Below are 23,923 nucleotides of genomic sequence, written 5' to 3'. Positions count from 1 at the left end.
TCTTTTATCGGGCCAGCTGTTGAAAGTCAAAAGGAGTAATTGGTGTGTTTTGCTCAATTTCCTTTCGAAAACATGACAGCATGGCTTTTTGGTCAGAAGTCATTGTTTGGAGATCAAATGCTTGATGTAAAAGCCCATAAATAAGCATATGACGCAGCATGAGAAAATCGGGAATTGTTGCCAGCCACGCGTCATCAAGCTCATTCTCCTGTCGATAGCCTTTTAGAAAATGACTCATAAATTCTGCTGTAAATTCAGCTTTATCATCATATGGAATCACTGGATACCAAAGAACATTGTATAGCAAAATACTAATATCATTGATAAACCAGTGATATCCAATATCATCAAAATCGAATGCGATAATCTCTCCTTGATGATAATGAAAGTTCCCATGATGCAAATCGGCATGCACCAGCCCATACACATCCTTCGAAATTCGGAGCTGGTGAAGCTTTTGCATCAGTTCATCTTTTCTTCGCAACACAACCGTTTGATCAGACGGAATATATTGATCAAGCTTTAATTGCTCCTCTTCATACCACTCTTGACGCTTATAAAGAGGATCTTTTACTTGATATCGTTTTGTTATTTGATGCATTCGTCCTGTATAGGACCCTAACGCTTCAAACAGCTTCCCATTCCAATCTCCTTCATTCACTTTTCTCCCCGGTGCTTTTTCATACACACGGAGTAAAAATGCGCCTCCGGCTTGATCAGGAATGGTTTCAACGTCTTTTCCTCTTGCTGATGAAATCGGCTTTGCTACGGAAATACCATGATGAGACAGGAATCGAATCCAGTCCATTTCTCCTAAAATATATGTGGGTGAACGACGAATGGTATGGGTGATTTTTAATATATAATTCTCCCCATTCTTTGCCTTATATTCATACACATAATTTTCTGCATCGGCTAGAAATGTGACTTGATCAAGCTGAAAGTCATACAAGTGAGCCGCTTTCTTTAAGACTTTCTGTTCATCGTATCGTGCTTTTACTTCTTTATGCATGCTGATTCTCCTTTATCGTCTTTTTAAATGTTCTTGACGGTAATCAGCATTATACGAGCATCAACATACCTGCCTTTCTTCTTGGTTTCTACTAATACTTTGACAATCAGTTTGAAAATCCCTCTTATTTAGTCATATATATGAACAGTCGGTTCTTTGTCTTCAGCATTTTTCGTAATCAAGGCTTCTTGTTGATCAGAAGATGTAATGTTGATTTCGATATTGGTACTCTTGTAGTAATCCATGACTTCACCGGTTAAATATTGTGTGAAAGCTACGACTTCCGTTTTTCCATAGAACTGCATTGGAATTTCGATTTTCATTTTTTGCAGGTTGCCGTTTTTGTAAAAGCCTTTTCCTACAACACCAGTGTAATTCGGGAAGTAGTCTTCGACCTTTGTCTTGAAGCGGTCAAATCGCTCTGAATCATCTTTGTAGCTGCTTTTCGCATTATCTGAAGGGAAGAATACATTCTCCTCATCGATCGTATCCCAATTTCCGATATCAGCAGAGCCTGCTTTCACATCCGTTTTGGCGATAAAGTTACCTGGAACGATAGATGATTTTGGTGCTTGCTTATAAAGGGCAATCATGACAGGCACTTTTTGCAGTCCGTCCATTTGACGAATGCGCTTGATCACTTGTTCAGCGATTTTTTCACCCTCTGCCAAAAGTTTCTTTGAATTTTTCGATGAATCGATGGTCACCTCTTGCTGTGGGTCACCGATCTTTTCACGGTAATAATAAACAGAGTTCAGTGCAAGACCAATGACAACTCCGCCAAGCTGTAAGCTGTTTTTATCTTTTCTAATTAAGTAATTATGCTCTAGCATCGAAGCTAAGTAGATGGGACTATTTTCATTTTTAGACTTTGTTGAACCTGAGTTTGGAAGAGCAGGATTCAAGCCTAGATTCTTAAAGTCTTTATCATCTTTTTCTGCCTTTTTCAGATCACTGCCTGTTTTTTTGCGTGCCAGCCAGCTGAGAACGGTATCCTCATCTAAATGCTGTCCTTCTTGGAAAAGATAGTCGTTTGTATTAAATGACTCGGTTGCGAGGCGCATGAGTCCTGTTTCAAATTCATCAATGTCCAAGCGTGTGTTGAGACGCTCCGCTGTTAAACCTCTCGCAGCTCCTTGTTTAAACGGCAGCACCATTTTGTAATAGGAGTCTGAGATATTGTACATCGGGATGATGGCTGTTTCCTTTGTTTCCTTCGTTTCATCCGTTTTTTGTGTGACCTCTTCCTCTTCCTTTCCCCCAAAAGGTGCACACGCTGACAATACCAGTGTGAGCATTGTCAGCAGCAATAACAACTTTTTCAATAGAAAACACTCCTCTTATTTCTTTAGCTCCTCGAGCATTTTAGCTTCGTCCCAAATTTCAATATTGAGTTCTTCTGCCTTTGTCAGCTTACTCCCCGCTGCTTCTCCGGCAATGACTAGGTCTGTTTTTTTACTCACACTGCCTGCCAGCTTGCCGCCTAACGCTTCGATCGCTGCTTTTGCATCGTTTCGAGCCATTTCTTCTAACTTTCCTGTCAGCACAATGGTTTTTCCTGTAAAGTAGGAATCACTTTCTTCTGCTTTTACCGGCTTTGGTCCTGTATAGGTCATATTGACTCCAAGCTCTTTTAGTTCGTTCAGCAGATCGAGTATTTCTTCTTTCTCAAAGTACGTGACGACGGCATCAGCCATTTTTTCACCAATTTCGTCGACTTCAAGTAATTGTTCTTTCGTTGCTTGCTTTAATTGATCGATGTTTTCGAAATGCATCGCCAAGGTCTTTGCCGCCTTTGAACCAATAAATCGAATGCCGAGTCCAAATAGTAAACGCTCAAGAGAGTTTTCTTTCGACTGCTCAATTGAACGCAGTAAATTGTCGACAGATTTTTCGCCCATTCGTTCAAGCTGAATGAGCTCTTCTTTCGTTAAACGGTAAAGGTCGGACACACGAGAGACTAGCTGTTCCTTGAAGAGCTGTGTAATGACCCGTTCACCAAGCCCATCAATATTCATTGCATTTCGGGAAACGAAGTGAATGAGTCCCTCACGTATTTGGGCAGGACATTCTGGATTGATGCATCGCAAGGCCACTTCGCCTTCGATTCGCACCAGCTCACTATGACACTCTGGACATTCAGTTGGCATGTGAAACGGCTTTTCTTCGCCTGTACGCTGATCGACAAGGACACCTGCGACTTCAGGAATAATATCGCCGGCTTTTTTCACAATCACTTGATCAAACAAGCGAATATCCTTTTCTTTGATCAAATCTTCATTATGAAGAGATGCTCGCTGCACTGTCGTCCCTGCTACTTTGACAGGCTCAAGAATCGCTGTTGGTGTAATCACGCCTGTTCGCCCGACGCTTAGTTCAATATCAAGCAGCTTCGTTACGACCTCTTCAGCCGGAAACTTGTACGCAACCGCCCAGCGCGGGCTTTTTGCTGTAAAGCCGAGTTCTTCCTGCTGAGCCAGTGAATCGACTTTAATGACAATTCCATCGATTTCATATGAAAAATCGGCACGCTTTACTTTTAATGTTTCAATAAGGTCGATGACTTCTTCGATCGTTTGGCACATCCGTCTTTCTTTGTTTGTTTTAAAGCCAAGTTCGTCGAGAAGATCAAGTCCTGCACTTTGCGTTTCAACACCAATTTCATCAAGCTCCGCTATACTGTAGACGAATATATCAAGGTTTCGTTTCGCTGCAATTTTCGTATCAAGCTGACGAAGTGAACCTGCAGCCGCATTACGCGGGTTTGCAAACGGCTCTTCTTCGTTTTGTATTCTTTTTTCATTTAATGCTTCAAAAGAAGGTTTTGGCATAAATGCCTCGCCTCTCACTTCAATCGACAGAGGGCGTTTGATTTTAAGCGGGATGGAACGAATCGTTTTGAGGTTTTCAGTAATATCCTCCCCCGTTGTTCCATCTCCGCGTGTCGCTCCTCGGACAAACACGCCATTTTCATAACGGAGAGAAACAGCGAGTCCATCAATTTTCAGCTCGACATTGTATGCGATATCGTCACCGACTGCTTGACGAACCCGGCGGTCAAAATCAAGAAGGTCCTGTTCATTAAACGCATTCCCAAGGCTGAGCATCGGTGTGCCGTGACGCACTTTTTGGAAGGCGTCTAAAACAGCGCCGCCTACTCTTTGTGAAGGAGAATCTGCTGCTTTTAAGTCAGGGTGTTCTTCCTCCAGAGAGATCAGCTCACGCATCCGCGCATCATATTCAGCGTCAGGAACACTTGGACGATCAAGTGTATGATATTCGTAGTTGTATTGATTCAAAATCTGGTGCAGTTCCTCGATCCGGCGTTTCGCTGCTTCTTTATCCATCTGCTTCTTCCTTTCAATTCATCCGTTTTGTCCTATCAGTTTATTGCTTCTCGATTGGTGCAAATGCTGCGAGAAGACGCTTAATGCCTGTAGGGCTTGGGAACGCAATATCAAGCTCTGTACTGTCTCCGCTGCCTTTCACACTGACAACCGTACCAACGCCCCATTTTTTATGGGCCGCTTTATCGCCCACAGCCCAGCCAATACTGCCGCCGCCTGTGTTTTGAATCGTTTGTGTTTGCGGACGTGAGACAGGTCCCCGTCTTTGCGGTCTTTCTCTTGTTTGGCCAAACGGTGTTTTTGTTTCTTTTTTCTCATTTAGGTTGTCCAATAAATCGGCTGGTATTTCTCGAATGAATCTAGATTCAAGGTTCATGTTTGTCCGGCCGAAAAGTGTTCTCATTTTCGCACTTGATAAATAAAGCTCTTCTTCAGCCCGTGTGATGCCTACGTAAGCGAGGCGGCGCTCTTCTTCCATCTCTGCATCTTCCATTAATGAACGGCTGTGCGGGAAGACACCTTCCTCCATTCCCATTAAGAAAACAACAGGGAATTCTAGACCTTTTGCGGCGTGAAGTGTCATTAAGATGACGGCATCCTGATCTTCTTCTTCATTCTCATCCAGCTTATCAATGTCTGCGACGAGGGCGAGATCTGTCAGGAAGGTCACAAGTGACTTGTCTTCATTTTGTTCTTCAAAGTTCTTAGTGACGGATAGAAACTCGTCAATATTTTCTAAGCGGCTTTGTGCTTCAATCGTTTTTTCGAGCTTCAGCGCTTCACGATAGCCTGTTTTCTCTAGAATTTCTTCTGTTAATTCAGTGACAGATAAATAGTCCTGCATGTTCGTCATTTGATCAATGAGCTGTTTGAACTCATCAAGCGCATTGGCTGCCCGTGCACTCAGTCCAATGAAATCCACCTGACCAAGTGCTTCAAACATAGACAGGTCATTCATCTCCGCATATGCTGCAATTTTATCAACAGATGTCGCACCGATTCCGCGCTTTGGTACGTTGACAATTCGCGCAAAACTAATATCGTCATCTGGGTTTGCCACTAGGCGTAAGTATGCCAAAATGTCCTTGATCTCTTTTCTGTCATAGAACTTCGTGCCGCCGACAATGTTGTATTGAATGTTGGCTTTCATTAACGTTTCCTCTATGACACGAGACTGGGCATTTGTCCGGTAAAGGATCGCAAAATCGGATAATTTGCGCTTTCCGCTCTGATGAAGCTGACGAATCTTTCCTGCGACAAATTGTCCTTCACCGAATTCATTATCTGCACGGTAATAGGCGATCTTCGCTCCTTCATCATTTTCTGTCCAAAGATTTTTCGGCTTCCGGTTTGCATTGTTTTGAATGACCGTATTTGCGGCATGCAAAATGCGTTTCGTCGATCTGTAATTTTGCTCAAGCAGAATCACTTCACTGGATGGATAATCTTTTTCAAAGGAGAGAATGTTTGTAATATCCGCTCCGCGCCAGCGATAAATAGACTGATCCGAGTCACCGACAACACATATATTTTGAAAGCGCTGCGCGAGCAGTTTCACAAGCATGTACTGTGCTCTGTTCGTATCCTGATACTCATCCACATGAATGTATTGGAATTTCCGCTGATAGTGCTCTAATACTTCAGGAATGCGCTCAAACAGACGAATTGTCATCATAATTAAATCATCAAAGTCGAGTGATTGGTTTTTGAGTAAACGCTTTTGATAATCTGTATAGACATCGCTGACCACTTGATCATAGAAATCACCAGCTGTTTTGGCGTATTCCTCTGCGTCAATGAGTTCGTTTTTTGCACTGCTGATTGATCCTAAAATACTGCGCGGGTCGAACTTTTTAGGATCGATATTCCGTTCTTTTAAAATGTTTTTGATGACTGAAAGCTGGTCAGATGTGTCTAAAATAGAGAAGTTGCGATTCACACCAATGCGGTCAATATCACGTCTTAAAATGCGGACACACATGCTGTGGAACGTAGAGATCCAGATGTCATCAGCGCCAGGCCCTAAAATAGCTTGGACACGTTCACGCATTTCACGTGCTGCTTTATTTGTAAATGTAATCGCTAAAATGTTCCACGGAGCCACATGCTTTTCTGCCATTAAGTAGGCAATTCGATGTGTGAGCACCCGTGTCTTCCCGCTTCCTGCTCCTGCCATCAACAATAAAGGACCGTCTGTTGCTTTGACTGCTTCTTTCTGTGCGTCATTCAGCCCTTCTAATAGATGATTCGATATTTCATTCATTCCATTCACCGCCAATTCGAACTTATGTTCTATTTTAACCCGTTTCGTCTTATTTGACTATGATGACTTTTTGACTGCATCCACTGTCTTTAATGCTTCTTTGAAATTGTCATAAATGACGTTTCCTACAACCACGACGTCTGCATGCTGGGAGAAGTCTTTTGCCTGCTTAGCGTTCTTAATGCCGCCGCCATAAAAAAGAACTGTTTCATCAAGCACTGCTTTTGTTTCTTTGACAAGCTCTATGTCTCCAAGCGTTCCGCTGTATTCCAGATAAAAAATGGGCAGCTTCATCAAATGCTCTGCCACTCTTGCATATGCCCTGACGTCATCGATATCCAGCGCTGTATTTGCCTCTGTGAGCTTGGCCGCTTTACAATCTTCATTTAAGATGACATAACCTTCAGGCACAATCTCTTCCATTGACATCAAATCACCGAATTCCTTCATCGCGTCCTTATGGAGCCCAACAATCCAGTCAGGGTGAGAGCTGTTTAAGACGGTTGGGATGAAATACAGATCAAAGCCAGGCACAATCATCTCATGTGTGGAGATTTCGAGCACACATGGCACTAGAAACCGGCGGACCTTTGACATCAATTGAAGCACGTTGTCCTCTGTCACATGATCACTTCCGCCAATCAATATGGCATCCGTCCCAGATTCGCAAATCGCTTCTAGCTGTTCATCAGAAATTTCTTTATTTGGATCGAGTTTAAAGACATGCTTCCACTCGGTAACATCATACATGAAAAACGTTCCTCCATTCGTTTCATTCCATTTAAATATTATAACAAAATCAAAGGCCGCAAAAAATGGGTAACCTCCTTTAGCTAAAAGTTTCATTCTTTTGAAAATGGGTGGCGTGATTTAAAGATTTAGAAACAAAAAAGCAGATGCTAAGCATCTGCTTTTTAAATAAATGAACACAGTTTTTTTATTTTTCAAGTGGAGCAACTTGTGCTGTTGGTGCACCACATAGCAAGAAAAAGCCAAATAATACAGGAGGTGATACCGCAATTCCAGTTAAAGTTAGGAACCCTAGAACACTTAACCATTCACCTTTTTCAATAGCCTTTTGAACCTGATTTAAAGCTCCCTTGGTTATACCAAGAGCATCTTCAAGACAACGTTGAACAGTGTTTTTTTGTGTAGTAGCAATACCTTTTTGTTGATTCATATAGTTCGCAAAAGCGATCATGCCTTCTTTTTGATAAACTGGGTATGAAGCTTTTTCTAATTCCTTTTCGTTAACAACATAACCTACTTCGTCATCAAAAACTAGAATTTTAGTAAAGATATACTCTATTTCAGCTACAGATTTTTCAATTTGTTCTTTTGTTAACCCTTTCAATCCAGCCTCAGGATTTACTGAATTTTCAGCTGATGCTACTGGCACTATTGTTGCAATAGAAAGTAATAAAGCCAATGTGAATACAAATAATTTTTTCATCAGTGTATAAAATCCCCTTTTTCTTAAAATAACCTAACAAAAAACCATAAATTTGATTTTATGGTCATTTTTGATAATAATATATAGTGTTAGTTTAGTTTTCGTTTTAAGGTAGAAATAATTTGTTTTTACATAAATAGTGCTAATTCGACTTTTTTCGCAGAATTATGAGACTGTTAAAACCACAAATGAGATTCCCCAAGTTAATACTCCAAATAAAATAAAATATTTTAGAAAAAGTTCAAAATTAGTGAGCTTCCTCTCATTTCTAGTTTTCTTCAGTCTCCAATATAGTTAATTTATCCCATTAAAGCATCCTGCTATGTTCTTAATTTTAGTTTATTATAATAATTGATATTCTTTAATTTATCTTCGATACCCATTCATAATTTCAAATCTCGTTAATTAGCTACAGTTAAAATTAAAATGAAGCAGGTGACCCCATTGAAAAGAACGATCACATATGAACAAAATATAGACATCGGATACATCTATATCACCCCACAAGCGGAGCATATGAAAATCAAAGAAACCATTGAATTAGATGTCAATGAATGTGTCAATGTAGATATCGATCAAGAGGGCCGAGTGGCTGGCTTGGAGTTATTTGCACAAGAATCCGAAGTGCTGCGGAACGTACCGGTTTATGAGGATGAGCTTTCTTTACGTTTGACGGATCAGGAAATTCTCTCAACCTATCAACTGTCAGGCGTTGAATTCCAATTCTCAACACCTGATCACAATGAGCTGATCGGTTTTACTATTGTCGATCCTCTTCGCTATAACATCACAAGAAAAAAACCGTTTTGATCTTTCAAAACGGTTTTTTCAAACTATTGTCTCACTTCATTAAAATAATGGACGGATGTCATGGCCCCTTCGTCGACCATTTTGTTGTCTTGGATATCTAATGGATCTGGGTGGCCGGCTTTTTCAGGAATCTTTTCATCTGACCGGAACATGCTTGCCCATTTTTTCAGATGCTGTTTATTTTTTACCGCTAATAACACAGCTCCTCCAACCCCTAATCCTGCAAGTACATACGCATTTGGACGCTTATTCATGTATGTTCCCTCCCCTTATGATCTTATTTGTAAGTTACCCCGCCTTTTCATTTCTAAACGTCACAATATGCTGGTGTGGTTTCTCTTTCATTAAAAAGTGGAATAACAACAGCAATGAAAGAGAAAAGAGGGGATCTTCGTGACAACAACTTTAATTGTCATCGGCGCATTAATAGTCATTTGTTTGATCATCCCAATCATTCTATTGATCTGGATTTGGATGAGGGATGAAAAACAAGAGGAACATTCAGTTCTGCGAAATTATCCGGTCATTGGAAAGCTGCGGTTTATTTTTGAAAAAATAGGACCTGAGCTTCGCCAATATCTGTTTCTGAATGACCGAGAGGAGCTGCCCTTCTCAAGAAGAGAATACGAGCAGGCGGTCATGTCTGGGAAGTACAAAAGCCGGACGATGGGCTTTGGATCAAAACGTGATTTTGACAAGCCAGGCTATTACATTCGAAACGTCCTGTTTCCAAAGCAGCGAGATGAACTACGAATCGATCAATCAGAAAAAATCAAAACAAAAGTGTATCAGATTGATCAAGACAATTTACTGCGAAGAAGTGAACATTTCAAAGAAGTCGAAGCAAATCCTTACTTTCTCCATCAAGAGGATGTACAAGTCATTGGCGAACACACATGTCAAAAGCCTTTCCATGTGAAAGGACTGATCGGTCAATCTGCCATGAGCTACGGCTCCTTAGGCGACAGGGCGATTACAGCTCTATCCTCAGGATTAAAAATGGCCGGCGGGACGTGGATGAACACAGGTGAAGGCGGGCTTTCTCCTTATCACCTCAAAGGCGGCGCAGATATCATTTGCCAGATTGGGCCCGGTTTATTTGGCGTTAGAACAGAGGATGGCGCATTTTCCTTTGAAGAATTCAAGAAAAAAAGCGAACACGAGGAAGTCAAAGCCTTTGAACTCAAGCTGGCACAAGGAGCAAAAACACGCGGCGGTCATATTGACGGCGAAAAGGTGACGGAAGAAATTGCGAATATCCGTAAATTACCGCCTCACCAATCCATTGACAGCCCAAACCGCTTTGAGATGTTCCACTCCATTCCTGACATGTTTGATTTCATTGAACAGCTTCGGAGTATAGGCGGAAAGCCAGTTGGAATCAAACTTGTTGTCGGACATAAAGAAAATATTGAAGAGCTTGCCAGCTATATGAAAAAAAGCGGAAAACACCCTGATTTCATTACAGTGGATGGCGGAGAAGGCGGTACAGGGGCGTCCTTTCATGAATTGGCAGATTCCGCAGGGCTTCCGATTTTCACGGCACTCCCAATGGTTCATCAAATATTGAAAGAATACGGTGTCAGAGATCAGGTGAAGCTCTTTGCTTCTGGCAAGCTTCTCTCGCCTGATAAAATTGCGATTGCCCTTTCAATGGGAGCTGACTTTGTGAATATTGCCAGAGGTCTCATGTTTTCAGTCGGATGCATTCGCGCCCAAGTCTGCCACACGAATAAATGCCCAGTCGGGGTCGCCACGACTGATCCAAAGCTGCAAAAGGGTTTATCGATTGAAGAAAAAAAATACCGAGTGTGCAATTATATCCTGTCTCTTAGAGAAGGTTTGTTTAACTTATCCGCAGCTGCGGGAATAGAATCGCCTATTCATTTTAATGAAAAACATATTATTTTTAGACAAGAGAATGGCCAGACAAGCGAAGTGCCGATGTTCTCAGGCACACAGCCATCTGTCTAGCTCGAAATGGTGCGGAAACGCACCTTTTTTTATAGACATTTTTCGTATAAAGTTAGCAAGCAGTAGAGTTTAAGGAAATCATCTCAAGCGAAGATGGCATCTCCTATGAGGGAGAAAGATGGTTTATGGGCGAGCTAAAGTAAAAAACAAGGACACTTTATCAGCCCCTGCCCGCCTTTTCATAAAAAAACTGCAAACAAGTCCATTTTTCGTAAAAAGGATTGTTTACAGTGAAAGCTGCTTTATTTTGTTTCGTTATTTTCCTGCTGTTCTGCTACGCGGTCAAGAGCCATCGTATAGGCATCGTTTCCGTAGTTCAAGCAGCGTTTGACACGTGAGATAGTTGCAGTGCTTGCACCTGTTTCCGTCTCAATTTTATGATACGTGTTTCCCTCGCGAAGCATACGCGCTACTTCAAGACGCTGTGATAAAGATTGGATTTCATTGATGGTACATAAATCATCAAAGAATCGATAACATTCTTCCAGGTCTTTAAGGGATAAGATGGAGTTGAATAACTGATCTAAGCTTTTGCCCCTTAATTTATCAATTTGCATCTTAATACATCTTCTCCTTTACTATTGCCACACCGCTTCGCACGATCTTCTTCTAAGAAAGCGGTATCTTTCCTGACTAATTTTTTTAAAACCTCAGCAATGAGCTTTGAACAGATCATGACAGGTTTGGGTCTACGCTGAAAATGCCGTCAGGTTCTTTCGTAAGCCGAAGCTTCTTTATCGTAAACAAATTCGACAAGTTCTGTCATTTTCCTTGTATGACAATCTGACAAACTTGTTTGCTTCCAGTATAAAGATGACTTCTGCTTGGTTAGGTCTTCTGCCCTCATATACAGGCTTTGCAGAAAGCTCGGCGAGACCACAAATATGCGCCCCGCCTTGCTCGGGTTATTCAAAATATGTTGGCCGGTCAGCGTAACCGGCAAATTCATTTTACAATTAGAGTACTTCATTCGTCATGTCAAAGCCCTCTGCTTTGTCAACAGCTCCACATAAGATCACGATCACTTACATGGCAGTGAAGAGAACCATGGCTCACTTCTGCCCTATAACAGCAGTCAGAAATGCAGCAAAGATGATACAGCTCCACTCTGTTATATTTTAACGCATTATAGACGGAAAGAGTACAGTTTTTTTCATGACATCAAATATTCCTCTTGGTGTCACTCGAATATACGGCAAATGTGTACTTTGGAAAAAGACAAGTGTATCAATTGGGCAGTCAAATGGATAGCCGCGCTCAATGAGCAGCTCGCGTAATGTTTGTTCCTGCTGAAGAACAGTCTCAAATGGTTCAGCCGATGCACAGCCTGATAATTGCAGCGGGATTTCGTGCAAAATTTCCCCGTTCTCTGTGAGTACGATTCCCCCGCCAATTTCTTTCATCCGCTTATGTGCCAGCATCATATCTTCTTTATTTTTCCCGATCACTAAAATGTCACCCGTGAGCGAAAATGAGCTAACAAAGCCCTGCACTTTATTTGCGAACCCTTTTAGCATCGTATTCACACGCCACTCACCTTTTCGGTCAATCAGGCTAAAGAAGCTTTGATCATGGTCACATGAGAGCTGGTTGATGGAGTTATCAATTTCCACTGTATAAGGCTCCATAATAACGGCATTTCTCATCTTGACACCTAGCGGCATAGAAAATTGCAAATCACTCATCGTGAGGTCGTAGCTTAAATCTAATGGAAGAAGCCCGCCATTTTCCCATTTTGTTTCTTGGAATTGATGCTGGTTCTCGCCATCTAATTTGAGGATAATCCCTTTAGATATGACCGTTTCTGGATTTGGGTTCATTGGATCATCTAAAATATTCAAAGAAGCCAGCCGGCCTGGGCCAACAACGCCTAGTAAATCATCAATTTGATAGTATTTTGCAATGTTAAATGTCGCCATATTATACGCATCAATGATCGGCACGCCTTCTTCAAGGGCAATCGAAATCAAACGGTTAATCATGCCTTCCTCATAAAAGTGAGGAGCAGCACCATCTGTTGTATAGAAAAAATGGTCATAGTGTCTAAAGTCACGCTCATGCAGTTCTCTTAAAATGTTCACTAAATCTGGGCGGATGGAAGAATGCCGCAATGAAACATGATAGCCAAGGGACAATCGTTTTAACACATCGTCCGCATTCATCGCTTCATGATCACTGTCCGCGCCAAACAGCTTCATTTTTGTTAGCGTTTTCTCAGAAGCTCCGGGAAAATGCCCTTCAATTCGTTTTCTCTGCTTCTTCGTTTCTTGCATGCAATATAAAATGAGATCATCACCGTCCATCAATCTTGGCCAGCTTGTTAATTCGCCGCCTTGGAGGACGTCAGGATGATCAATCCATTCCTTCCGGTAGTTGACTGGCAGCATCTCATCTTCATATCTGACTTCCGTTTGAAGATCGTATCTGGACCACCAGAAATACTGAAATGGCTGCTTTTTTAATTCACATAGAGTGGAAAGCGCTTTCTTTTCATTGCTTTGCAAAAGAAGAAATAAGTTATCGCTGACCATCGTTGTTGTGCCAAATTGAGACACATATTCTGCAAGTGATTGGGGATTATAAATATGGAACGGATGCGCGTGAGGCTCTATATACCCAGGCACAATGTATTTCCCTTCACAATCAATCACACGTTTAGCTGATTTATTTTGAGGAAGCTCTGCTCCGACATAAACAATTCGATCATCATGTATCCAAATATTTGCCTTCACCCATTGCTTCAAAAACGGGTTAAGCACGAGTCCATTCGTTAAAAGGAGTGTTGGAACTATTTTTGAGTCGACTACATCGATTTGTGTGCGGATGTCATTGTTTCTCCAATTAAAAGTACGTTCGGACATTCACATACTCTCCTTCATTTGTATTAGCCCTATCGTAACATAACGAACTACGTTACGCATTAATGAAACGTTACAATTTCTTGAAATCACACTTAAAATAATTTAAAAAAGGAGATTCACCTTCAATGAAACCTAATCTCGGCTTAATGGAAGCGCTCATTAGAATTGCCTGCGGAATGACGATATGTACTGTGGCTGGATCCTTATATGCTAGAAAACCATGGAGTAAAATGCTGCTTTTGGGCATCATGTTTGGCGGTATGAAACTAGGATCTGGCATTCTTCGTTTTTGTCCAGTGACATATATGTGTGAGCAGCAGGACACACATAAAGAGAAGGCTGAGTAAGGCAGCCTTCTTTTTTTGTGATCAATCTCATTCCGCTGCTTCACACCATTCTACTATTGTACCTGCAATAATTTCTGCTGCTTCAATCACATGCTCAATGTCAATGGATTCATTCGGAAAATGGGCAAGCTCCGTTGTTCCAGGTCCAAACACGATGATCGGAATACCAGCCGCCTGTGACAGTAATCCGCCGTCCGTTCCCCAAGGGGCGGCTTCGATCTTCGGCGGCTGCTTCATGACCGCTTCATATTGTTCCTTCAATAAACCTAAAAGCGGATGATCTGTATCGATTGAACCCGGAAGCCATCTTGCACCAAACCATTCGACCTCAACAGGATGTTCTTGGAACCATTCATCTTTTTCTCCGAGTCCTGCCATCCAATTTTCTAATTCCTTCTCTGCCTGTTCTACCGTTTCACCCGGCATCACCCCGAGCCTGCCTTCCATTGTGACAAGGTCTGCTACAGAGGATGGCCAATCACCGCCTTGAATTTTCCCGATATTGATTGGGATCGGGATTGGGATATGCTGAAACAGCGGCTCAGTGATTCGCTGATTTCTTTCTTCTTCAAGTGCCGCTATATGTGAAAGGACTATCGTGCTCTTTTCAATAGCAGAAACGCCGTGATATCTTGTTCCGCCATGAGCAGCCCTTCCTTTAATATGCAGTCTGAACCATTTAGATCCTTGCTGAATCGGAAAGATTTTCATATGACTTGGCTCTGGAATGATGGCTGCATCTGCTGTATATCCTCTCAGTATGGCTGCAAGGGTGCCTGCGCCGCCGCTCTCTTCTTCGACAACACTATGAAACACGACATCTCCCTTCAGCGGAATCTGAAGCGCATGCAGTGCTTCAAGTGCAAAGAGTAAAGAAACGTTTCCACCTTTCATATCTGTTGCCCCGCGTCCATAAAGTCTCCCGTTTATGATATGCCCGCTGTAGGGCGGATATGTCCATTGTTTGTGATCACCTGCCGGGACAACATCGACATGCCCATTTAATAAAATAGATTTGCCGCCGCCTTTACCTTTCAATCGTCCGGCGACATTGGGACTTCCTTTAAAGGAACGTCTCGGGGAATAAAAATACGGATGATTCAGCAAGTCATCTCCACCAATGTCCCATACGTCAACATCAAAGCCAATGGCAGAAAGTTTATTTGCTACGATTTTCTGTACTTCTTGCTCATTTCCTTGTGTGCTGTCACATTGCACCATTTGCTGAAGAAGCGTCACGGCTTCTTCCTTATGCTCTTTCATCCAGCTTCTGATACGTGTAATTGGCTGCAAGTCGGTCATCCTTTCTACACAACAGATTTGACATCAGGCGCTAAAATGAGCGGCGCCTCTGTCGCCCTCATGACATCTTCCGGCTGAAACGGCGGCATGACTTCACGCAAAATGAGCAGCTGTGACTTGACCTCAATGACTGCCATATCCGTAATAATCAGATCCACACAAGACTTAGCAGTTAAGGGCAGCGTGCAGGCTGCTTTTATCTTAGATTGTCCATGTTTATCAAGGTGGCTCATCACAACCACCACCTTTTTCGCTTTTTGCGCAAGTTCAATGGCTCCACCCATACCCGGCACTCGTTTCCCTGGCACAATCCAATTGGCAAGATCCCCACGACTGCTGACTTCAAGTGCACCTAAAATGGTCATATCCAGCATCCCTTTGCGAATGATGCCAAAAGCGGTTGTGCTGTCCATATATGATCCGCCTTTTGTTAACGTAATGGGAAAACCCCCGGCATTGCACAAATTCGGATCTTCTTCCCCTTGTGCTGGTGAAGCGCCTGCCCCCATAATGCCGTTTTCTGCATGCAGCCACACCTCGTAATGTGCTGGGATGTAGTCAGCTGCAAGGGTCGGGATGCCGATCCCAAGATTCACAATCATGCCATCTTCAATTTCCTGTGCCGCGCGTTTGGCTATGCGGTGTCTTAAATCGATGTCTCCCATGCCCATGTCCAGTTCACTCCTTTTGATTGCACGATCTGGTTCACAAATACGCCTGGTGTGACGATTTCCTCTGGATGAAGCCCGCCCACAGGCACAATCTCTTCTACTTCCGCAATGGTCCAGTCTCCTGCCATCGCCACAATCGGGTTTGTATTCCGTGCACTTTTATCAAAAATCAGGTTGCCTGCTTCATCTGCTTTGAGGGCATTCACAATCGCGATATCCGCGGTCAGTGCAGGCTCAAGAATATACTTCTTTCCATCCAGCTGAACCAATTGTTTCTCATCAAGATTGAGGCTATCCATGCCGACATCTGTCACAATGCCCGCTAAACCCATCCCCCCTGCCCTGATCTTTTCTGCTAGGATGCCCTGCGGGTAAAAAAGAACGTCTAGTGTATCTGCCTGCATTTTCTGCCCGGCAATTGGATTTGAGCCAATATGAGAGGCAATGATTTTCTTCACTCTTCCTTCTGTGATCAGCCTGCCAACACCGATTTGCGGGAAGCCTGCATCGTTTCCGATCAATGTCAGGTCTTTAATATTGGCTTCTAGGATGGCATCGATCAATGATGGCGGGGACCCCACACCGCCAAACCCGCCAAACATAATGGTCATTCCGTCTCTAAAATGCGTGATGACTTGATCTAAGTTCGCTGTTTTGTTCATCATCTTTCCTCCCTACATGGCAGATGGGAAAAACCCTCGATTGATGACTTCTTGCTCGACCTGCGTCATTGTCTGCCCGAATAAATGAATCAGTTCATCCATCTCCTGCTGCGTAATGGAAAGCGGCGGTGCGATCATGACCGCTGCACCTCCTACACCATCCTCTCCAGCGCTTGCTGGGTAAACAAGCAAACCATTTTGCTTGGCCGTCTCCACAACTAAATGTGTCATTTGAGCATGAGCAGGAAATGGTGTTTTCGATAATCGGTCTGCGACAAATTCAATGCCAATGAGCAGCCCCTTTCCTCTCACATCTCCTATGATGGAATGATTTGTTTGCAAATCCTTTAAAGCATTCATTAAATATCGGCCAGACAAATCAGCCCGTTCTGAAAGCTGGTGTTTTTTCATGTATCGAATGACAGCCAGTGAGACGGCTGCTGAAAGCGGGTTGCCACTATAAGTGTGGCCTGCCATCACAGAGCCCGAACCGCTGAGAATCGGTGCAATCACATGATCTGCTGAGACAGCTGCAGCAATCGGTGCATAGCCGGCGCTCATGCCTTTTCCGAGTACCATGATATCTGGTACGACGCCCCAATGTTCCATGGCAAACATTTTCCCAGTTCGTCCAAAGCCTGTCATGACTTCATCTGCAATCATTAAAATATCGTTTTCCTCACAAACTCGCTTCATCGCCGCAAAATATCCGTCTGGCGGAACAAGCGCCGCACCCGCTGCTCCAACAATCGGCTCTGCAATAAAAGCCGCAATCCTCTCTTTTCCTATACGCTGGATGACAGTTTTAAATTCCTGTACATACCATTCGACCTGCTTGCTTTCTTCCTTTGGCAGCCACGAACGATAGCTGTATGGCGGAGACAGCACCGGGTGTTTTTCGAGCAGTGGTTCAAAGCGCTCTCTCCTAGCAATATGACCTGACATCGACAGCGCACCGAGTGTGATGCCGTGATAACTCATCCATCTTGAAATGATGTGATTCTTCTCAGCCTTCCCCTGCTCCTGCCAATGCTGAATGGCAATTTTCATGGCGGTCTCTGTTGCCTCTGATCCGCTTCCGACAAAAAAAGACCAGTTCAGGTCCCCTGGGCAGAGCGTACTCAATTCATAGGCAAGTTCTTCTGCTGGTTCATTTGTGAATTGTGATCTGTACGTAAAGCTCACCTTTTCCGCTTGCTCTGTCATGGCATCAATGATGTCCCGTATCCCATGTCCAATACTTGCCGTGACAGCACCAGATGAGCCGTCTAAATATTTTTTCCCGTCCCGATCATATAAATAAATCCCCTCTCCTTTCACAGCCACAGGATAATGCTGATTCAACATCGGTTTGATTAAGTAATCCCGGGTCTCCACTTTGTCATTCCTCCCTCTCTCGTCAGCAGCTGCATCTTTCTTTTTTCATGAATCGCAAGAAAATTTTGTATACTTGTTATAAGATTAGCTTAATCAAGAGGGCAGTCATCCTCCATTCGCCACATGCCCGAATTTCACACGCATTTTTTATACATTGTGTATAAGAGTGTTCAAAAGGAGGTCATGAGTCTATGGCGATTCTCGTCAAAGATGCACTCTCGCTCGATATCATGAAGGAAACAAAGCTGCTTGCTGGGGAAAATGGACTAGACCGCCTCATTCAGTGGGTGACCATCGTGGAAATTATCGAAGATACTTCAAGGCTTTCAGAAGGGGAACTGCTCGTCACAACCGGTTTTGGGCTTGCAGACAATCTAGAAAGGCGCGCCCGGCTTGAGGAGCTGATTCAATCTCAACGTCTATCGGCCATTGCGATTTATAAAGGCGTATACTTAACGGAAATTCCGGCATCACTGATCGAAGCTGCCAAAAACAGCGGCATTCCACTCATCGAGATTCCTTCACATGTCAACTTCTCAGACATTACAAAAGCTGTCCTAGAGCAAATCGTCAGCAGCCAGCTCCATCAGCTTAAATATTCTTCAGCCATTCACCAAAGACTAACCCATTTAAATGTCAGCAATAAAAATGTCACACAAATTACAGATGAGCTGGCACACCTCACTTCGGCGAACATCGTTGTGCTTGATGTTTTTTTACATCAAACCGCAGCTCATCTCATCAAAGATGAAGTGACGTACTCTCCTGCTTTTGGCTTTATGACAGATCATGAACCAATCGAAACGACGCCTCTTCTCAAGCAGGCTGAGGAGAAAGGAAGGCTCGTTTATGACACGTGCGGTGCGTTTGTCCTCGCTGCATGCCCAGTGATTGCGATGGGCGATATTTTCGGATTTATTGTATCTTTAAAGAAAAAGGATGCGTGGCATCATCTCGACGCGATTGCCATCGAGCATGCCGGGGCGGTGTATGCGATTGAATGGCTGAAGCAAAAAGCCATTCAAGATACAGAAAACCAAATGCAAGGTCATTTGTTAGATGATATTTTGCAGCAGCAATACACAGAAGAAAGCTATGTGGTCGAACAGGCAACAAAGCTGCAATACGATATGAGCGATGAGCAGGTGGTCATCTACTTTCAATTTCAGCATCAGCACACACAGCTCGATCACCAAATGATGCAGCGCCTATCTCAATTGCTCACGTCGATATTTGAACGCAGACATATTCCTTTTTTACTTAAGACAAGGCTCGATTCCATTTTTGTTCTTACACCGGCAGGAAAAAAAGCGTTTCAAGAAGCGGAGTGGTATCGTGCAGCAGAAGAGTGCCGGAGCACTTGGTCTTATTTTTTTCCCGTCCATCCGATTGTGATTGGCATTGGGAGAGCCTATGACCAGATCGGTCTCTTTTCAAAAAGCGCGAAGGAAGCGCAGTATGCAGCAAGGCTTCTTCCGCTTTTAAAGACAGACGAATGCATCATTCATTATCAGAAGCTCGGCTTATACGGGATGCTGCTTGAAATGAATGAAGCGGGTATGAATTTGCATGACTTTTACGTGGAGCTGTTAAGTCCCTTGCTTTATACGAAAAAACAGGGCGCTGACCTGATCCATACACTCGAAGTGTATTTGGCACACAATGAAAATATTCAAAAATCTGCGGGAGAATTGTTTATTCACAGACATACATTAAGCTACCGGCTGAAACAAATTGAAACGAGAACAGGCTGCAGCCTCAAATCCACAGATGATCGGATGAAGCTGCAGCTCAGTATCATGGCGTACCGCTTATCTGGTCTGCTTGATCAGATGAGAACCATTTCATGATTCATTCGGCGTTTTCACCCATAGATTCATATCTTCAATTTTGTCAAAAATATAGCAGTTGTTTTGGAAACGCCCGGTATACGTATAGCCGAGCTGATAAAACACTTGGTTCATTCCATAGGACAGTGCACGTGCGAGAGAATAAAAGACATAGATGTGCATGGATTGAAGTTCTTTTTCGAGTGCTAGAATCAAATGATGCATGAATCCTAGTTTTCTGTATGATGGAAGGGTCGCACAATCTGTTAATTCCGCATGACCATACGGCGCATTGATTTCAGCGGATGCTGCACTCACAATGTGACCGTCATGTTCAACGGCATAAAAGACGGTCCCTTCCTCCATCACCTTTTGGATGTAATCTGGCTCATTCATTGGCGTAGGATACGTTTCAAAAACGGTATCATAGAGCTTTGCCAGCTTGTGAATATCCTGCGTATCTGCTTTCCTCATCACAAACTCATCCTGCCACGTGCCTTGGTCTTTTTTGAGAGGCTTTTCCTGAATAGACGCAACAATTTCATCTTCCTTCAGCCAATACAGGCTGTTCATCCGATCCTCCGTCAGAAAGAGCGACATGCCGTACGCATCACTTCCAAGAAAATAATGAGAAAACACGCCTTCAAGCCGAAAGCCTTTTTCTAAAAAAAGAGACATATGCTCACGCCTGACTTTCACAATGACCTTAGAAGCCTTGCAGTCTGCCGCTTCCTTAAGAACCGACTGAATCACATCCCGCACCTTGCCGCTGTAGTCATCCAAACGGATTCGCTCATTAAATGAATCAATACAGATCGAGGCAGAAAAACGCTCGTTCGCAAGTTCCTTCAATTGCACCATATACTCATCCTCTCTTATAAATCAGCTAATAAAAAAAATCCAAATGGAAAATGAAACAATGACGATACCAGAAAAAATCGACATGATCATATACCGAATGGCTGAGTCTTTTTTGGCTTTGTTTTGCTTTCTCGCTTCATACATGATGAGATTTGAGAACAGTATAAATAAAATAAGTAACACGATTGCAAATAGAATAATTCCTTGAATGACCATGCTGCCTCCTCATAAACTCGTCATCCCATACTACTTCTTCATATTCGAGCATCATCCCTTCTCATGAACAAAAAACACCTTTCCATCTCATCAGATAGAAAGGTGTTTTGATTAAACGTTTTTCCCCGCAGCCTTCAGTGCACGGGCACCGATGTCACGGCGATAAAATAGACCTGGCTGTATGATTTCTTCAACCGCTTCATACACTCTTGATCTTGCCGCTTCAAATGTGTCGTCAAATGCGGTCACATTCGCTACACGTCCGCCATTTGTGACGAATTGATCGTTTTCTTTTTTTGTTCCTGCATGGAAGGTCACGACATCAGAGACAGTCGTTTGCAAGGCACCGATCGGTGTGCCTTTTGCATAGTCTTCTGGGTATCCTTCTGATGCAAGAACCACACTGACAGCCGCAGTGTCTTTCCACTGTAAGTCCACATCTTTTCCATCAAGAATATCGAGGAATACTTGGACTAAATCTGATTCAAGACGAGGGAGAACCACCTGCGTTTCAGGGTCGCCAAAGCGTGCATTGAATTCAATCACCTTTGAGCCTTCTGGTGTCAGCATTAAACCTGCATATAAAATGCCTGTAAATGGACGCCCTTCCTGCACCATCGCGCGAGCTGCCGGTTTCACAACATCTTCCACGGCTTTCTGAACCACTTCATCTGAAATTTGCGGAACTGGTGAATAAGCGCCCATTCCGCCGGTGTTCGGCCCTTTGTCATCTTCAAAGGCCCGTTTGTGATCCTGCGCAATCACCATCGGGTACACCTTTTCTCCGTTGACAAAAGCCATGAGTGAAAATTCTTCGCCTGTTAAAAATTCCTCGATGACAACAGATGCACTTGCATCGCCAAACTTTTCATCCTCTAAGAAATCATGCAGACAATCGACCGCCTCTTCCAGCGTCATGGCCACTGTGACGCCTTTTCCTGCGGCAAGCCCGTCTGCTTTAATGACAATCGGCGCACCCTTTTCTTCTACATATGCTTTTGCTGCTTCAAACGATGTAAAGGCAGCGTAAGCGGCTGTTGGGATATCGTAGTTCTTCATTAAGTCTTTTGCAAATTCCTTTGAGCCTTCAATGACCGCAGCTTTTGCATTCGGTCCAAATACTTTTAGACCTGCTTCTTCAAATGCATCAACGATACCTGCGATTAAAGGGACCTCTGGACCGACAATGGTTAAGCCGATTTCGTTTTCTTTTGCAAAACGAATTAACGCCTCATGATCGCCTTCGTCGATTGGTACAAGCTTCGCAGCATCTGTCATTCCATCATTGCCGGGTGCGACAAATACTTGGCTGACAAGTTCACTTTGATTCACTTTCCATGCGATGGTATGCTCTCTTCCGCCTCTGCCGATAATTAATACGTTCACACTGTCATCCCCTTAATGTTTGAAATGTCTAACGCCAGTGAAGACCATGGCGATGCCGTATTCATCTGCTTTTTGAATCGATTCTTCATCACGAATAGATCCGCCTGGCTGAATGATCGCTGTGACGCCTGCCTTTGCAGCAGCTTCCACTGTATCGCCCATTGGGAAGAATGCATCAGAGCCTAGTGCGCTTCCTTTTGCCTTTTCACCAGCTTGCTCAATTGCAATGTTAGCTGAGCCCACGCGGTTCATTTGACCAGCACCGATTCCTGCTGTCATTTGATCTTTCGCAAGGACAATAGCATTTGATTTCACATGCTTGACTACTTTCCAAGCAAGCTTTAAGTCTTTCCATTCGTCTTCTGTTGGTTCTCTTTTCGTTGGAATAGAAATCGTTGCTTCCTCTAAGCCGTACGTGTCAATATCCTGAACAAGCAGTCCGCCATGAACACTTGTCAGCTGTTTTTCTTTTTTCCCAAGATCTGCTTCTACATCTAATGTTAATAGACGAAGATTCTTTTTCGCTGTTAACACGTCAAGTGCTTCTTGGCTGAACGATGGGGCGATGACAATTTCTAAGAAAATCGTATGCAGCACCTCAGCCGTTTGTTTGTCTACTTCACGGTTAAGTGCCACAATGCCGCCAAAAATAGACGTCTCATCTGCTTTGAATGCTCTGTCAAATGCTTCTGCAATTGTTTCTCCTGTACCAACGCCGCACGGGTTCATATGCTTCACAGCAACAGCTGCTGGCTCCGTGAATTCACGTACAATTTGAAGAGCGGCATCTGCATCTTTGATATTGTTGTAGGAAAGTTCTTTTCCATGTAATTGCTTTGCAGTAGCCAAAGAACCTTTGGCTGGAAGAGCATTTTCATAGAAAGTCGCCGCTTGGTGCGGGTTTTCTCCATAACGAAGGGATTGTTTTTTCTCAAACGTGACAGTGAACTGTTCTGGCTCTGTTTCGCCCACAAAGTTTGTTAAGTAATCCGCAATCAGAGCATCGTATGCAGCCGTATGACGGAATACCTTTGCAGCGAGCTCACGTTTTTTCTCGAGTGACACGCCGCCTTCTTTGATTTGCTGGATGACTGTATCATAGTCACGAGGATCGACAATTACTGTGACGTCTTGGTGGTTTTTTGATGCTGCACGAAGCATTCCCGGTCCGCCAATATCAATGTTTTCAATCGCTTCTTCATACGTCACATCGTCTTTTGAGATCGTCTCTTTGAATGGATAGAGATTCACGACAACAAGATCAATCGGCTGAATGCCATGCTTCTCAATCTGTGCCATATGCTCATCGTTTTCTCTCACTGCTAAAAGTCCGCCATGAATGTTCGGGTGAAGTGTTTTGAGTCGTCCGTCCATGATTTCAGGGAATCCAGTGACTTCTGAAATTCCAATGACATCAATGCCGTTCTCTTGAAGAAGCTTGTGTGTACCTCCAGTTGAAATCACTTCAACGCCAAGTTCTGTTAATTCTTTCACAAAAGGTACAAGATTCGTTTTATCGGAAACACTGATTAATGCGCGTTTGATCGTCATG

21 protein-coding genes are annotated in these 23,923 nt (G+C 43.3%); 4 read left to right on the top strand and 17 right to left on the bottom strand.

Features of this window, described 5'->3' with window-relative positions; genetic code table 11:
* Positions 1-4 precede the first annotated feature (4 nt).
* From MHH61_RS12325 to MHH61_RS12300, 6 genes are all read right to left on the bottom strand, one after another.
* A complete protein-coding gene (locus MHH61_RS12325) occupies positions 5-1,012 on the bottom strand; it encodes a phosphotransferase enzyme family protein (protein ID WP_024426680.1) in 1,008 nt (335 codons plus the stop codon).
* Positions 1,013-1,140: 128 nt separating this feature from the next.
* On the bottom strand, positions 1,141-2,310 hold the full coding sequence (locus MHH61_RS12320) for a CamS family sex pheromone protein (RefSeq protein ID WP_224427106.1): 1,170 nt from the start codon (positions 2,308-2,310) through the stop codon (positions 1,141-1,143).
* A gap of 42 nt (positions 2,311-2,352) precedes the next feature.
* Positions 2,353-4,359 carry an NAD-dependent DNA ligase LigA gene (gene ligA, locus MHH61_RS12315; protein ID WP_125587220.1) on the bottom strand — a complete coding sequence of 669 codons (2,007 nt, stop codon included), beginning with the start codon at positions 4,357-4,359 and terminating at the stop codon, positions 2,353-2,355.
* Between the two features lie 40 nt (positions 4,360-4,399).
* Entirely contained in the window at positions 4,400-6,622 is a 2,223-nt protein-coding gene (gene pcrA, locus MHH61_RS12310; protein WP_024426683.1) for a DNA helicase PcrA, read from the bottom strand.
* Between the two features lie 57 nt (positions 6,623-6,679).
* The gene (locus MHH61_RS12305) at positions 6,680-7,372 is read right to left on the bottom strand and encodes a heptaprenylglyceryl phosphate synthase (RefSeq protein WP_024424529.1); all 693 of its coding nucleotides are present in this window, start codon (positions 7,370-7,372) and stop codon (positions 6,680-6,682) included.
* A gap of 187 nt (positions 7,373-7,559) precedes the next feature.
* Entirely contained in the window at positions 7,560-8,075 is a 516-nt protein-coding gene (locus MHH61_RS12300) for a hypothetical protein (protein WP_125587219.1), read from the bottom strand.
* A 444-nt stretch (positions 8,076-8,519) separates the two neighbouring features.
* On the opposite strand from MHH61_RS12300, the gene MHH61_RS12295 reads away from it, so the two are divergent.
* Positions 8,520-8,885: a DUF2283 domain-containing protein gene (locus MHH61_RS12295; RefSeq protein WP_034667492.1), complete on the top strand. Its 366-nt coding sequence runs from the start codon at positions 8,520-8,522 to the stop codon at positions 8,883-8,885.
* A gap of 23 nt (positions 8,886-8,908) precedes the next feature.
* Here the strand turns inward: MHH61_RS12295 and MHH61_RS12290 are convergent, their stop codons facing one another.
* Positions 8,909-9,139 carry a hypothetical protein gene (locus tag MHH61_RS12290; RefSeq protein WP_003214314.1) on the bottom strand — a complete coding sequence of 77 codons (231 nt, stop codon included), beginning with the start codon at positions 9,137-9,139 and terminating at the stop codon, positions 8,909-8,911.
* Positions 9,140-9,278: 139 nt separating this feature from the next.
* Here MHH61_RS12290 and MHH61_RS12285 point away from each other — a divergent pair, with 139 nt between their 5' ends.
* Positions 9,279-10,859: an FMN-binding glutamate synthase family protein gene (locus MHH61_RS12285; RefSeq protein ID WP_368004448.1), complete on the top strand. Its 1,581-nt coding sequence runs from the start codon at positions 9,279-9,281 to the stop codon at positions 10,857-10,859.
* 242 nt (positions 10,860-11,101) lie between these two features.
* Here MHH61_RS12285 and MHH61_RS12280 read toward each other — a convergent pair whose 3' ends face one another.
* A complete protein-coding gene (locus MHH61_RS12280) occupies positions 11,102-11,416 on the bottom strand; it encodes a YerC/YecD family TrpR-related protein (protein ID WP_024424524.1) in 315 nt (104 codons plus the stop codon).
* Between the two features lie 561 nt (positions 11,417-11,977).
* Positions 11,978-13,720 (bottom strand): adenine deaminase C-terminal domain-containing protein, encoded by a 1,743-nt coding sequence (locus MHH61_RS12275; protein ID WP_125587218.1) that lies wholly within the window; start codon positions 13,718-13,720, stop codon positions 11,978-11,980.
* Positions 13,721-13,845: 125 nt separating this feature from the next.
* Here MHH61_RS12275 and MHH61_RS12270 point away from each other — a divergent pair, with 125 nt between their 5' ends.
* Complete coding sequence (locus MHH61_RS12270) at positions 13,846-14,067, top strand: DUF2892 domain-containing protein (protein ID WP_024424522.1); 222 nt, start codon at positions 13,846-13,848, stop codon at positions 14,065-14,067.
* A gap of 27 nt (positions 14,068-14,094) precedes the next feature.
* Here MHH61_RS12270 and MHH61_RS12265 read toward each other — a convergent pair whose 3' ends face one another.
* The 4 genes from MHH61_RS12265 to MHH61_RS12250 are packed head-to-tail and all read right to left on the bottom strand — an operon-like array spanning position 14,095 to position 18,079.
* Positions 14,095-15,360, bottom strand: a complete 1,266-nt coding sequence (locus MHH61_RS12265) for a peptidase (protein WP_125587217.1) — start codon at positions 15,358-15,360, stop codon at positions 14,095-14,097.
* Between the two features lie 14 nt (positions 15,361-15,374).
* Positions 15,375-16,040, bottom strand: coding sequence for a 3-oxoacid CoA-transferase subunit B (locus MHH61_RS12260; protein ID WP_125587216.1), 666 nt, complete (start codon positions 16,038-16,040; stop codon positions 15,375-15,377).
* A complete protein-coding gene (locus MHH61_RS12255; RefSeq protein ID WP_084096353.1) occupies positions 16,016-16,702 on the bottom strand; it encodes a CoA transferase subunit A in 687 nt (228 codons plus the stop codon). Before MHH61_RS12255 ends, MHH61_RS12260 begins: the two co-directional genes overlap by 25 nt.
* A gap of 12 nt (positions 16,703-16,714) precedes the next feature.
* Positions 16,715-18,079, bottom strand: coding sequence for an aspartate aminotransferase family protein (locus MHH61_RS12250; protein ID WP_125587215.1), 1,365 nt, complete (start codon positions 18,077-18,079; stop codon positions 16,715-16,717).
* Between the two features lie 191 nt (positions 18,080-18,270).
* On the opposite strand from MHH61_RS12250, the gene MHH61_RS12245 reads away from it, so the two are divergent.
* Complete coding sequence (locus MHH61_RS12245) at positions 18,271-19,929, top strand: PucR family transcriptional regulator (RefSeq protein WP_125587214.1); 1,659 nt, start codon at positions 18,271-18,273, stop codon at positions 19,927-19,929.
* Here the strand turns inward: MHH61_RS12245 and ablB are convergent.
* The 4 genes from ablB to purH form a co-directional block, all read right to left on the bottom strand.
* Entirely contained in the window at positions 19,924-20,769 is an 846-nt protein-coding gene (ablB, locus tag MHH61_RS12240; protein WP_125587213.1) for a putative beta-lysine N-acetyltransferase, read from the bottom strand. The two genes, MHH61_RS12245 and ablB, sit on opposite strands and share 6 nt — an antisense overlap.
* A gap of 21 nt (positions 20,770-20,790) precedes the next feature.
* Entirely contained in the window at positions 20,791-20,985 is a 195-nt protein-coding gene (locus MHH61_RS12235) for a hypothetical protein (RefSeq protein WP_125587212.1), read from the bottom strand.
* Between the two features lie 111 nt (positions 20,986-21,096).
* Positions 21,097-22,371 (bottom strand): phosphoribosylamine--glycine ligase, encoded by a 1,275-nt coding sequence (gene purD, locus MHH61_RS12230; RefSeq protein ID WP_125587211.1) that lies wholly within the window; start codon positions 22,369-22,371, stop codon positions 21,097-21,099.
* A 12-nt stretch (positions 22,372-22,383) separates the two neighbouring features.
* On the bottom strand, positions 22,384-23,922 hold the full coding sequence (gene purH, locus MHH61_RS12225; protein ID WP_025092624.1) for a bifunctional phosphoribosylaminoimidazolecarboxamide formyltransferase/IMP cyclohydrolase: 1,539 nt from the start codon (positions 23,920-23,922) through the stop codon (positions 22,384-22,386).
* Position 23,923 lies beyond the last annotated feature (1 nt).

It is taken from the genome of Bacillus sp. FSL K6-3154 (assembly GCF_040869395.1).
Lineage (GTDB): Bacteria > Bacillota > Bacilli > Bacillales > Bacillaceae > Bacillus > Bacillus safensis.
This window is presented reverse-complemented; position numbering and strand designations above follow the sequence as displayed.